The sequence below is a fragment of the Sinomonas notoginsengisoli genome (genome assembly GCF_021554725.1).
GTDB lineage: Bacteria > Actinomycetota > Actinomycetes > Actinomycetales > Micrococcaceae > Sinomonas > Sinomonas notoginsengisoli.
This window is the reverse complement of record NZ_JAIZDP010000015.1, coordinates 22,686-35,585: the sequence shown is the minus strand read 5'-3', so window position 1 is coordinate 35,585 and position 12,900 is coordinate 22,686. Positions and strand designations below refer to the sequence as shown.

General features: G+C 70.5%; 9 protein-coding genes. 5 read left to right on the top strand and 4 right to left on the bottom strand.

Annotation, left to right across the window (positions count from 1 at the left end):
* Positions 1–32 precede the first annotated feature (32 nt).
* Positions 33–3,983 (top strand): Pls/PosA family non-ribosomal peptide synthetase, encoded by a 3,951-nt coding sequence (locus LF262_RS15990; protein WP_372462794.1) that lies wholly within the window; start codon positions 33–35, stop codon positions 3,981–3,983.
* On the top strand, positions 3,953–5,353 hold the full coding sequence (locus LF262_RS15985) for a M1 family metallopeptidase (RefSeq protein ID WP_235781391.1): 1,401 nt from the start codon (positions 3,953–3,955) through the stop codon (positions 5,351–5,353). Before LF262_RS15990 ends, LF262_RS15985 begins: the two co-directional genes overlap by 31 nt.
* 73 nt (positions 5,354–5,426) lie before the next feature.
* On the opposite strand, the gene LF262_RS15980 is transcribed toward LF262_RS15985, so the two are convergent.
* Genes LF262_RS15980 through pheS form a run of 3 tightly spaced genes read right to left on the bottom strand, consistent with a single transcriptional unit; the run spans position 5,427 to position 9,852 of the window.
* On the bottom strand, positions 5,427–6,191 hold the full coding sequence (locus tag LF262_RS15980) for a 4'-phosphopantetheinyl transferase family protein (RefSeq protein ID WP_235781390.1): 765 nt from the start codon (positions 6,189–6,191) through the stop codon (positions 5,427–5,429).
* Between the two features lie 17 nt (positions 6,192–6,208).
* Positions 6,209–8,755, bottom strand: coding sequence for a phenylalanine--tRNA ligase subunit beta (pheT, locus tag LF262_RS15975; RefSeq protein WP_235781389.1), 2,547 nt, complete (start codon positions 8,753–8,755; stop codon positions 6,209–6,211).
* A gap of 5 nt (positions 8,756–8,760) precedes the next feature.
* The gene (gene pheS / locus LF262_RS15970; protein ID WP_372462793.1) at positions 8,761–9,852 is read right to left on the bottom strand and encodes a phenylalanine--tRNA ligase subunit alpha; all 1,092 of its coding nucleotides are present in this window, start codon (positions 9,850–9,852) and stop codon (positions 8,761–8,763) included.
* A 34-nt stretch (positions 9,853–9,886) separates the two neighbouring features.
* On the opposite strand from pheS, the gene LF262_RS15965 reads away from it, so the two are divergent.
* From LF262_RS15965 to LF262_RS15955, 3 genes are read left to right on the top strand one after another with little or no spacing between them, the layout of a single operon-like run.
* Entirely contained in the window at positions 9,887–10,315 is a 429-nt protein-coding gene (locus tag LF262_RS15965) for a hypothetical protein (RefSeq protein WP_235781388.1), read from the top strand.
* Positions 10,312–10,956, top strand: coding sequence for an SIMPL domain-containing protein (locus tag LF262_RS15960; RefSeq protein WP_235781387.1), 645 nt, complete (start codon positions 10,312–10,314; stop codon positions 10,954–10,956). Before LF262_RS15965 ends, LF262_RS15960 begins: the two co-directional genes overlap by 4 nt.
* A 50-nt stretch (positions 10,957–11,006) precedes the next feature.
* Positions 11,007–12,125, top strand: coding sequence for an Rv2578c family radical SAM protein (locus tag LF262_RS15955; protein WP_235781386.1), 1,119 nt, complete (start codon positions 11,007–11,009; stop codon positions 12,123–12,125).
* Positions 12,126–12,200: 75 nt separating this feature from the next.
* Here LF262_RS15955 and LF262_RS15950 read toward each other — a convergent pair whose 3' ends face one another.
* Entirely contained in the window at positions 12,201–12,635 is a 435-nt protein-coding gene (locus tag LF262_RS15950) for a (deoxy)nucleoside triphosphate pyrophosphohydrolase (RefSeq protein ID WP_235781416.1), read from the bottom strand.
* Between the last annotated feature and the right edge of the window lie 265 nt (positions 12,636–12,900).

The following is a 12,900-nucleotide window of genomic DNA, read 5'->3' as shown; positions in this document are numbered from 1 at the left end:
TGACACCGCGCAATGAGCCTGAAGGCACGGCCGTGAACGAACCACCCGACGAAAAGCACCTCGAGACAGTCCTGACAAAACCCGGCCCCGTAGACCAGACCTTCCCTCCTCAGCTGCCCGGCTCGGATCGAGCCCCGGAGCCCAGGACCCTCATCGACGTCCTCAGCGCGAGCGCGGGAGCCTTCCCTGAAGCCCCCGCACTGGACGACGGGAGCCGTGCGCTCTCCTACACGGAGCTCCTCGAGGAGGTCCGGGCGATGGGGAGGAAGCTCCACGCTGCAGGCCTCGGCGCAGGCGACCGCATCGGCGTGCGCATCCCGTCCGGCACCGCCGAGCTCTACATCGCGATCCTCGCCACGATGCTCATCGGTGCCGCCTACGTCCCGGTCGACGCCGATGACCCCGACGAGCGGGCCAAGCTCGTCTTCGGCGAGGCAAAGGTAGCCGGGATTCTCCGCGGGAACGGGTCCATGGTCGTGGACAAGAGGCATCCCAAGCCGTTCCCGGCCCCGCGGCCGCCCGTTCCCGAGGACGACTGCTGGATCATCTTCACCTCGGGCTCGACCGGGACCCCCAAGGGCGTGGCCGTCACGCACCGCTCGGCCGCGGCATTCGTGGACGCCGAGGCGCGCCTCTTTCTGCAGAGCGAGCCGATCGGGCCCGAGGACCGGGTGCTCGCCGGACTCTCGGTCGCCTTCGACGCCTCGTGCGAGGAGATGTGGCTCGCTTGGCGCCACGGCGCGTGCCTCGTCCCCGCGCCGCGGGCCCTCGTCCGCACGGGCATGGACCTCGGGCCCTGGCTCGTGCAACGCGGCATTACGGTCGTCTCCACCGTGCCCACCCTCGCCGCCCTGTGGCCGGCCGAGGCGCTCGAGAACGTGCGCCTGCTGATCTTCGGCGGCGAGGCGTGCCCGCCCGAGCTCGCCGCCCGGCTCGCCGTCGAGGGGCGCGAAGTGTGGAACACCTACGGGCCCACCGAGGCCACCGTGGTCGCCTGCGCGGCGCAAATGGGCGGTGCCGGTCCGGTGAGGATCGGCCTGCCACTGGACGGCTGGGACCTCGCGATCGTCGATGCGGCCGGGGTGCCCGTCCCCGAGGGCGGCGTCGGGGAGCTCATCATCGGCGGCGTCGGGCTGGCCCGCTACCTCGATCCCGCCCAGGACGCCGAGAAGTACGCGTCCATGCCCACCCTCGGCTGGGAGCGTGCCTACCGTTCCGGGGACCTGGTGCAGTACCAGCCGGAGGGACTCATCTTCCAGGGACGCGCCGACGAGCAGGTCAAGCTCGGCGGCCGCCGCATCGAGCTCGGCGAGGTGGACGCCGCGCTCCAGGCGCTACGCGGCGTCGCCGGCGCGGCCGCAGCGGTGCGCACGACGGCGGCCGGGAACCAGATCCTCGTCGGGTACCTCACACCGGCCGACGGCGCGAGCCCAGATCTCGTGGCGTCCCGGAAGCAGCTCACACGAGAACTGCCGGCCGCGCTCGTGCCGGTGCTCGCCGTCGTCGGCTCCCTCCCCACCAAGACGAGCGGCAAAGTGGACCGCAACGCCCTGCCCTGGCCACTCCCAGACGTCGACGATGAGGAAGGGACAGACCTCGAGCTGCCCGAGGACGCCGCCTGGATCGTCGAGCAGTGGGGTGCGGTACTCGGCACCGGCGCCCCTGGGCTCGATGCGGACTTCTTCGCCCACGGCGGCGGCTCGCTCTCCGCCGCCCAACTGGTCTCGGCTCTCCGCAGCCGCTACCCGACGGTAACAGTCGCGGATCTGTACGCCCATCCTCGAGTCGGAGCGCTCGTGGAGGCGGTGCTCGGCACAGGCGCAGCTGCCGCAGGGCGGGAGCGGACCGTGCGCCCCACCTCGCGACGGACCCAGGCGGTCCAGACCCTCATGGGCGTCCCGCTGTTCATCCTCGTGGGAATGCGGTGGCTCACCTACCTCGCCGTCGGGAACAACGTGCTCTCTGCCGTCGACGGCTGGTCCGCGGCCCCGACGCTGTCGTGGTGGTGGATCGCTGCCATGTGGCTCGTCTTCGTCAGCCCGTGGGGCCGCATGGCGATCTCGGTCGCGGCCTCGCGGGCGCTGCTGCGTGGCGTCACCCCGGGCCGCTACCCGCGTTCGGGCAGCGTCCACCTGAGGCTGTGGCTCGCCGAGCAGATTGCCGACCTGGCCCAAGCCGTCAGCCTCGCGAGCGCACCCTGGGTCCCCTACTACGCGCGCGCCCTCGGGGCGAAGATCGGCCGGGACGCGGTGCTGCACTCCGTCCCGCCCGTCACCGGAATGCTCTCCATTGGCCCGGGGGCTTCAATCGAACCCGAGGTCGATCTCTCGGGCTGGTGGATCGACGGCGACTGGATATACCTCGGCGGCATCAGCATCGGCGCTGGCGCAACGATCGGCGCGCGCAGCACCATCTTGCCAGGGGCCCGCATCGGCGCGGGAGCAGTCGTGGACCCGGGGTCGGCCGTCTCGGGGAAGGTCAAGGAGGGCCTGCGCGTCTCCGGTTCCCCAGCCACGCGCCTGGGCAAGGCCAAGCCGCACTGGCCGGAGGCCACCGTACCGCGGTCCCGGCTCCGCGAGGCCGCATGGATCGCCCTGTTTGCCGCTGGCTCGGCCCTCCTGGCCCTGATTCCGTTCGCGTCGGCCGCGGTCGCGGCCATCGTCCTCGTCTGGGCCGCCGGCGGCCACGGCTCCCTCCACGGAGCGTTCGGTGTCCTGCTCCCCGCAACGCCGCTCGCAGCGGTCACATGGTTTGTCCTCAACCTCGTGCTCATCGCCGGTGTGACACGCCTGCTCGGCCTCGGGCTCACCGAGGGATACCACCGCGTCCGCTCGAGGACCGGCTGGCAGGTGTGGGCAACTGAACGGGTGCTCGACCTCGCCCGCGACGTCCTCTTCCCAATCTACGCGAGCCTCTTCACACCCGTGTGGCTGCGGATCCTAGGGGCGAAGGTCGGCAGGGACGTCGAGGCGTCCACGGTTCTCCTGCTGCCCAAGATGACCACCGTAGCGGACGGCGCGTTCCTCGCCGACGACACCATGGTGGCCAGCTACGAACTCGGCGGCGGCTGGGTGAAGATTGCGCCGGCCAAGATCGGCAAGCGGGCGTTCCTCGGCAACTCGGGCATGACGGCGCCGGGCCGCTCGGTGCCGAAGGACGGCCTCGTCGCCGTCCTCTCGGCCACTCCGAAGAAGGCCAAGTCCGGCTCATCGTGGCTCGGCAGCCCTCCAGTCCGGCTTCGACGCACCGTAATTGAGACGGACACCGAGCGGACGTTCCGCCCCGCGCCCCGCCTCAAGGTGGCCCGCACCCTCTGGGAGCTGTGCCGCGCGGTGCCGGTCGTGCTCACGGTGGCGATCGCCGTCGTCGTGCTCTGCGTGCTCGATTGGATCGCCGCTGCATGGGGCTATCTTCCTGCCGCCCTCCTTTGCGGCGCCGTCATGCTCGCGGCCGGTGCCGTTGCGGCGGCGTGCGCGACTGTCGCGAAGTGGCTCTTCGTGGGCCGCATCAAGGCCGGCGAACATCCGCTCTGGAGCTCGTTCGTGTGGCGCAACGAGGTCCAGGACACCTTCGTGGAGATGGTCGCCGCGCCGTGGTTCGCGCGCGCGGCGTCCGGCACGCCTGCCCTCGTGTGGTGGCTTCGGTCCCTCGGAGCCACGATCGGCTCGGGCACGTGGTGCGAGAGCTACTGGCTGCCAGAGGCGGACCTCGTCTCGCTCGGTCCGAGCTCCACTGTGAACCGAGGCTGCGTGGTGCAGACCCATCTGTTCCATGACCGGATCATGGCGATCGACGCCGTCGTGCTCGGCGAGGGCGCCACCCTCGGGCCGCATGGCGTCATCCTCCCGGGTGCCGAGCTCGCCGACGGCGCGACCGTGGGGCCGGCCTCGCTCGTCATGCGCGGCGAGCACGTGCCCGCGGCGACGTACTGGCGGGGCAATCCGGTGGTCCCGTGGAAGGAGCCGGAGGCTCCGAGCCGGTGAGCCCGAACAAGCACATCCATCCTGCCAAGAAGTCCAAGAACCCAGCCCTGCCGGACCCCTACACGCCCGACCACGGGAGCGCCGCGTACCGGGTGCGGCACTACGACCTCGAGGTGGACCTCCGGCTCGCGAGCAATCGCCTCACTGGGCGCGCGCTGATCCGGGCCACCGCGAAAGAGCGCCTCGAGGCGGTCACGCTGAGCCTCTCAGGGCTCCGCGCTCCCAAGCTCCAGGTCAACGGCGCCCGCCCGGCCAAGACGTCCCAGCGCGGCAACGAGCTGCGCATCTCCCCCGCGGAACCGATCGCCAAGGGAACCGACTTCACCCTCGAAGTTCGGTACGAGGGAAACCCAGGCCCCGTGAATGGGCAGTGGGGCGAAGTAGGCTTCGAAGAGCTCGCGGACGGGGTGCTCGTGGCGGGCCAGCCCATCGGCGCGCCCACCTGGTTCCCGTGCAATGACCACCCGAGTCAGAAGGCCACCTTCCGCATCAGCGCCACGGCGGACGCGGGCTACCGGGCCGTCTCCAACGGGCTGCTCGTGGGGCATCGGCGCAAGTCGAGCCGCGAGACGTGGGTGTACGAGGTCCACGAGCCTATGGCGCCGTACCTCGCCACGCTGCTCGTGGGCCGGTACGAGATGCTCGAGCTGGGCCGCATCCCCCACCGGTCCTCCCCCGCCGTCGGCGTGTACGCGGCGGTGCCGGCCCCCCTGCGGCAGAACGCGCTCACAGGGCTGCGTGACCAGCGGTCCATGCTGGAGTTGTTCTCCGAGCTGTTCGGGCCATACCCGTTCCGGGACTACACCGTGGTGGTCACCGAGGACGAGCTTGAGATCCCGCTCGAGGCCCAGACCCTCTCGATCATGGGCCGCAACCACATCACGAGGTCCTGGGAGTCCCAGCGGCTCCTCGCCCACGAACTCTCGCATCAGTGGTTCGGGAACTCGGTGACGGTGCGGCGCTGGGAGGACATCTGGCTGCACGAGGGCTTCGCGTGCTACGCCGAGTGGCTGTGGAGCGAGCATGCAGGTCAGGGCTCGGCGAGCGCCCGTGCCCAGGTGGCGTGGAGGCTCGTGGCGTCCCAGAAGGAGGACATCGTGGTGGGTGCCCCAGGGCCGGACCTCATGTTCGACGACCGGGTGTACAAGCGCGGCGCCCTCGCCCTTCACGCCGTGCGCCGCGCCATGGGCGATGACCGGTTCTTCCGCGCCCTGCGGGCGTTCTGCGAGGAGAACCGGCATGCCAATGCGTCGACCGCAGACTTCGTCGAGCTCCTCGGCCGTGTCGGCGCCGGCACCGGCGACTTCTCGCCGGAGAAGCTCCTGCGCCCGTGGCTCTTCGAGCGGAGGCTCCCGCCGCTGCCCAGCTAGGCCTTCATGCAGCCGCCCACCGTGTTGAGGGGTCATGTCCCAACGTTGAAGGGCCACGTCCCAACGACACGGGTCAACTGAATGCCAGCGCCGCGACGAATCCCTCCGGAAGGCCGAGCTCATGGGCGTTCAGATCGTGGAGTCGGGGGTCGCGAACGGCCTCGACCTCGGTGGGATCGCCCCGCAGCCCGGTGCCGAGCGCCTTCAGCAGGGCTTCCTTGCGAGCCCACAGACGGGCCGCTTCCGCCGCCGGGTCACCGGAACGTGACAGACGACGCCGCTCGCCCACCGAGAAGGCAGCCTGCGGGATCACCTGACGGAAGTCCGCCACGCAGGCGAGGTCAACGCCGATCCCTGGCTTGGCGGGCTCGCATGACCAGACCTGGGCGCCCCACGGGGTGACCTCGGCGCCCCACGGGGTGACCCCGGCGCGCCACGGGGTGACCCCGACGTCGTGGGAGCCAGCCCCGGTGGCCTGGACCGCCAGGAGGGCCCAGCCGCGCGCCCGGGACATGCTCGCGGCGAGGTCCAGCGGGAGCCGCCGCCCGGCGTCGTGCGCAGAATCCTTGCCAATCGGACCGGATGAGGCGAGCGCAAACCCGGGAACGCCATGCTCACCCAAACCGCATTCCGGGCACGTGTACGCAGAGACCACGGACATCGGGTCGACGCCTGTCGCCTCGGCAACGAGTCCCCGCAGGGCCAGCCGCCCCGCAAGGAACTCGTGCCGGCGGACCGGATCGAGGATCGCGGCACCGCGCTCGAGCTCGCCTGGGGTGCTGACGCCAGCGGGCAGCGCCGACCCGGGAGACCCGAGTGGCACTGCCCGCAGGAGCATGCTTGCCGGAACCGCGGCTACCGCTGGACCGCGCCGAACCGCTCGGCCGCGAGCGCCACGGCTGCCGCACGGGCCTCCGAGGCCTCGTCGGCGGTGAGCGTACGGTCATCGGCCCGGAAGCGGAGCCCGAACGCGAGGGACTTCTTGCCCTCGTCGATGCCCTTGCCTGTGTAGACGTCGAAAAGATGGACCTCCTCGAGGAGCTCCCCGGCGCCCTCGCGCAGCGCGCCGAGCACCGCATCGGCCGGCAGCTTGGCGTCGACGATGAGTGCCACGTCCTGCGTCGCCACCGGGAACGTCGAGAGGGGCTTGGCCACGACCACATCGGCAGCCGCCTCGAACATGGTCTCCGCGTCGAGCTCGAACGCCACTGAACGCGCAGGCATGTCCAGGCGTGCGAGGAGCTTCGGGTGGAGCTCGCCAGCGTAACCGACCACTTCACCGGAGCGGAGCGACAGCTGCGCGGCGCGGCCCGGGTGGAACGCCTGGTGCGAGCCCTGGGCGACCACGAGCTCAACGCCGAGGACGTCGCCGACCAGCCGCGCGGCGTCGAGGGCGTCGACCCAGTCCCAGAGGCGCGGATCGTTGCCCGGGGATTCGGGGGAATCCTTGCCGGTGAACACCGCACCGATGTGGAGGGGCTGGTCCGGCAGGCCATCGTAGAGCGAGTCGAGGACCTCGTCCGAGGGCCGCGCCCCGAGCGGCGGGATCGTCGCGGTGCCGAGGGCCTCACCGTCGGGCAGGAACACGAGGCCGGCCTCGTACAGCGCGAGGTCCCGGAATCCGCGCCCGTGGTTCCGCTTGGCCGTCTCGATGAGCCCCGGCAAGAGCGAGGTGCGCAGCCAGCCGTGCTCCTCGCTCAGGGGGTTGGCGAGCCTGATGGCCGGGCGGGGCGCACCTTCCTCGGCCACACCGAATGTCTCGTTCTCGGCCTCAGTGGCGAACGGATACGCGAGGATCTCCGTCAGGCCTGCATCCGCGAGCGCCTGGACGACGCGGCGGCGCTGCTGCTGCCTGCGCGTGAAGCCACGGCCCGGAGGGGCCACCGGCAGGGTCGAGGGGATCTTCTCGTAGCCGACGAGTCGGGCGATCTCCTCCGACAGGTCTTCCTTCGTCTCGAGGTCGTTGCGCCAGCTCGGCGGGGTGACCCGGAAGTCCGCGCCGGCCCGCTCCACCTGTGACCCCAAGTCGCCGAGGGTGCGCGTGATGAGCTCGTCGCTGAATTCCATCCCAATCCGCTCTGAGGCGAAACCGACGGGCAGATCAATCTGCACCGGCGTGGGCGGAGTCCCGACATCCGTGCCGCCCTCATCCGCGACGCCTCCGCCGAGCTCCACGAGGAGGTCGACGACGCGCTGCGCCGCCACATTCGCGACATTCCAGTCGACGCCGCGCTCGAAGCGCTTCGACGCCTCCGACGGCAGCCTGTGCCGCCGGCGTGACCGTGCGATGCTCACGGGGTCGAAATGGGCGGCCTCGACCAAGACATTCACGGTGGTCTCGGAGCACTCGGTCGAGGCTCCGCCCATGACGCCCGCGATGCCGATCGGCCCCGACTCGTCGGTGATGAGGAGGTCCTCGGCGTCGAGGGTGCGGACCTTGTCATCCAGCGTGGTGATCTTCTCCCCCGCGGCGGCCCGGCGCACCGTGATGGGGCCGGTGAGCCTGTCGAGGTCGTAGTTGTGGATGGGCTGGCCCAGCTCGAACATCACGTAGTTGGAGATGTCCACGGGAAGCGAGATGGATCGCACGCCGGCCAGTCTCAGCCTCGCCACCATCCACTGTGGGGTGGGCGTCGTCGCGTCGATCCCGCGGACGGTCCGCGCGACGAACCGGTCGCAACCGGGGACGCCGTAGATGGGGGCACGGTCGTCGAGGACGACGCCGTAGCCCCCCTCGAGCGCCTGGGGCGCCTTCACAAGGGTGGCTGGGTCGGTGAACTCTGTGCCGGTCGCGTGCGAGTACTCGCGGGCGATGCCCCGGATCGAGAAGCAGTAGGCGCGATCCGGGGTCACGTTGATCTCTGCGGCCTCGTCCTTCAGGCCGAGCAGCTCGAGGGCGTCCGTGCCGACCTCAGGGTCGAGTCCGATCCGGGAGAGCACGAGGATGCCGTCGTGGTCGTCACCGATGCCGAGTTCGCGGACGGAGGCGATCATGCCGGCCGAGACGTGCCCGTAGGTCTTGCGGGCCGCGATGTGGAAGTCGCCGGGCAGGGTCGCTCCGGGCAGGGTCACGACAACCTTGTCCCCGGGGGCGAAGTTGTGCGCGCCGCACACAATCCCCTGGACCCCGGACGGTTCGATGCCCTTGCCGGTGAGGGTCTGCTCCTGGCCCTCGGGGACCAGGCGCACCTGGCACCAGTTGATGGTCTTGCCGTTGCTCTGGGGCTCCTTGATGGCGCTGAGCACCTGTCCCACCACAATGGGGCCGCTGATCGAGTCAGAGGGCCGGTGGACGGCCTCCTCCTCGAGGCCGACCTTGACCAAATCTGCCATGAGGTCCTCGGCGGTCGCGTCCGCCGGGAGCTGCGTGTACTCGCGCAGCCACGAAAGGGGGATTCGCATTGAACTTAGATCTCCATCCCGAAGTGCTGGCTGAAACGGACGTCGCCCTCGATCATGTCGTGCATGCCGGCGACCTCGTTGCGGAACATGAGCGTGCGCTCGATGCCCATGCCGAAGGCGAAGCCCGAGTACTGGTCGGGGTCGATGCCCGCCGCGCGCAGCACGTTCGGGTTGACCATGCCGCATCCGCCCCATTCGATCCACTGCGGGCCCCCCTTGGCGCCGGGGTGCCAGATGTCCAGCTCTGCGCTGGGCTCGGTGAAGGGGAAGTAGTTGGGGCGCAGGCGGATCTCGGCTTCGGCGCCGAACATCTGCCGGGCAAAATGCTCGAGCGTTCCTCGCAGGTCTGCCATGCTGAGCCCCCTGTCGATCGCGAGGCCCTCGAACTGGTGGAACACGGGCGTGTGGGTCGCATCGAGCTCGTCGGTGCGGAACACCTTGCCCGGGCAGAGCACGTAGATGGGCACCTCGCGCTCGAGCATCGAGCGGACCTGGACCGGAGACGTGTGCGTGCGCAGGAGCAGGTGTGCCTCCGGCGGGTCGACGAAGAACGTGTCCTGCATCTCGCGTGCGGGGTGGTCCGGCTTGAAGTTGAGGGCATCGAAGTTGAACCACTCGGACTCCACCTCGGGGCCCTCAGCGATTTCCCAGCCCATGCCGACGAAGATCTCGCTCACTCGGTCCTGGAGGGTCGAGAGCGGGTGTCGGGCCCCCGCACGACGGCGACGCGGGGCCGCCGTGACGTCGACCGTCTCCTCGAGCAGGATGCGGGCGTCGTTCTCAGCCTCGAGGACCGCCTGGCGCTCGGCGATCGCCTTGGTGACCTGACCGCGGGCTCCGCCGACGATCTTGCCGGCGGCAGCCTTGGAGTCCTTGGGCAGGGACCCGATGGCGCGGTTGGCGAGGGCGAGCGGCGACTTCTCCCCGGTGTGCGCGATGCGGGCGGCCTTGAGCGCATCCAGATCCCCGGCCGAGGAAATGGCTGCGAACGCGGCCTCGACGGCTGCGGCGACGGCGGCCTCATCGACGGGGTCTGGCACGCTCGTGGCGCTCACGGGGACTTCGGTCTCGGCGGATGGGGGCGTTGTCTCGGGCACCCGTCAAGTCTAGTTCACGGGCTACTATGCCCCTGTGCGCGCCGGAAGCCGGGCACGGGCCGTGCTCAACACGCTCAACCTGTCGACGCCGCTGGGCCTCGCCCTCGCCTTGGCGGCACGGACTCCCCTGCGCCGCGGGCCCGGCGGCCTGTTCATCGCCGAGCGGTACAGGCCCGGCCTCCCTGTGGCTGGTGCGTTCACCGTCGGGAACGTCGTGTTCACGCGCGGGAGCGCCACCGATCTCGTAGGCCGACGGGGGCTGTGCGCCCACGAGGCGCGCCACGCGACCCAGTACACCGTGTGCCTCGGCCTTCCGTTCCTCCCGCTCTACTTCGCGGGCCAGCTGGCTGGCGCCGTCGTTGCCCTCGTCTGTCGCGGCGATGCAGCCTCCTTCAACCCGTTCGAGCGCCTCGCCGGCCTCGAGGACGGCGGCTACCGACCACGGAAGGACCTTCGGCCATGACTCACCCCGACTCCATCACGGTCACGGGAGCCGGGTCGGTTCTCGCGGTACCGGACATCGCGATCCTCCGCATCGCCTCCGAAGTCCACGCGCCGCGCCTCGGAGATGCGTACGACGGCGCCTCACGGGCTTCTGAGGCGATCGTCGCCGCAGCGCTGCAGGCGGGCGTCTCGCGGTCCGACATTGCCTCGGCGCATCTGTCGGTCTCCCCCGAGATGGCGTGGGAGGAAGGCCGCGGGCAGCGTCTTGTGGGGTACGCGGCGAGCCGCGGGCTGACTATCGGCGCGAGAGAGATCACGCGCACAGGCGATCTCCTGGACGCTATCGTCGCGGCCGGCGGCGATGCCGTGAGGATCCACGGAATCGCGCTCGGCGTCTCGGACGCCTCTGCCGCACGCGCCTCGGCGCAGGAGGCGGCGTTCCTCGACGCAAGGTCCGCGGCCGAACGGCTCGCTGCCCTGGCCGGGCGGGCTCTGGGCGCTGTAGTGCGCATCGACGCCGGCGAGCCAGCGGACGGCCCGGGACCGCCGGTCCCCGCCCGGCGCATCGCGCTCGCCGCAGCCGAGGCGAGCGCGCCGTTCGAGGCCGGCGAGACGGAGATCTCGGCGTCGGTGACGATCACGTGGGCCCTCGTTGACTGAGCGGGCGCGGCTCCTTGACATGTCTTCGAAGCTGTATTCGAATGAGGTGCATGCGATGGAACACGCAGACGGTCACCGAACCGCTCCCCGGATCGGATGCCGACCCCCCGGCGCAGCCGCCCCTCCTGTCCCTTGCGGGCGCGCTGAGGACCGTCAGGACGCCGGAGTTCCAGGGGATCACATTTCATGAGGTCGCCGCGAAATCGGCGCTCAACAAGGTCCCGCCGGCGTCCTCCATGCCCTTCCGCTGGACAGTGAACCCGTATCGCGGGTGCAGCCATGCATGCGTCTACTGCTTCGCCCGCAACACCCACACCTACCTCGACCTCGATGCAGGGCTCGACTTCGATCGGCAGCTCGTGGTCAAGGTCAACGTGGGCGAGGTCCTGCGCGCCGAGGTGTCCAAACCGTCGTGGGGGCGGGAACACGTGGCCCTCGGGACCAACACTGACCCCTACCAGCGCGCCGAGGGCCGCTACGCGCTGATGCCGGGAATCATCAATGCGCTGGCCGATTCGGGGACACCGTTCTCGATCCTGACGAAGGGCACCCTCCTCGGGCGGGACATCCCCCTGCTCCGAGCCGCGAGCGCCCACGTGCCGATCGGCGTCGCGATGTCGCTCGCGGTGCTCGACCCCGGGCTCCAGCACGCGCTCGAGCCCGGCACACCCTCCCCGGCCGCGCGGCTCACGCTCATTTCGAGACTCCGGGACGCAGGCTTGGGATGTGGCGTCATGGCGATGCCGATCCTGCCGTGGCTCACGGATTCGGAGGAGCACCTCGATGCGCTGATGGCGGCGCTCGCCCGTGCTGGAGCCACCGGGGTGACGGCCGGAGCACTGCACCTGCGCCCGGGGACGCGCGAGTGGTTCATGGGATGGCTGGCCCGCTCCCATCCGCGGCTGGTGGGCCCCTACAGTCGGCTGTATGCAAAAGGCGCGTACGCGCCTGCCGAGTACAGGACGTGGCTCGGCAGGAGGGTCGCTGCGGCCAAGGCCAGGCATGGGTTCGGCAAGGTGTCGCGTGAGGACGGTTCGTTCGGCCACCGGGACACGGGCGTGCGCGCGGCGTTCCCCGCCCGCGGAGTGCGTGACGCGGATGACGGCGGGTCGGCCCACCGCGCGCCGCATCCGTCGTCTGCGCTGCCCCGACAGGGTTCGCTCTTCTGAAAACCCCGCCGGGCCGGCTCCCTGAGGACCCGGGCCCTTCATCAGCGTTGTCTTGGCGTCATCCCCTGCCGCTGATCATGCAACGTGCCTGCGCAGCGCGTCGACGATCGGGAAGTCCGCCGGAATCCACCGCAGCTCGGCGACCCCCTCGCCCTCGAGGTCAACCCACCGGAGCTCGTCGTGGTCCTCGAGGGGTGCCGGCGATCCGTCGTCCACCTCGGCGAGCCACACGCGCATCGCGGCCCGCTCGTTGAGCGGCCAGCCCTGGGCGAGGGGACCGGGGACCTCCTCGCCGAGCACCACCGTGACGCCGAGCTCTTCGCGCAGCTCCCGGCGGAGCCCATCCTCGGCCGACTCCCCGGGCTCGACCTTGCCTCCTGGGAACTCCCACATCCCGGCGAACGCCGGAGGGGCCGTCCGCCGGGCCACAAGGAGCCTCGTGGGATGGTCGAGCGAGTCGACGATGGCGCCGCCCACCACCTGAGTCAACGTGCCAGCGGAGTTCCCCATGCCGTCTTCGCTGCCGGTACCGTCTGGCGTTCGCGTCTGCACATCTCACAGTGTAGGCAGGCGCATCGGAATGATGCGTCGGGCCCTAGTGTTGGCAGCTAGACGAGGGCCAGTGTTGTTCCTCCACACCTCGCCACCAGCGACCTCCGACACGACACGAGGAACTCCACCGGTGCCAGCCCCTGACCTTCCACTGCCCGATTCCGCGACTGCACAGCACACCGCCCCCACGCTGGGCGGCTCTGCTCTAGCGCCAAGCAGCTCT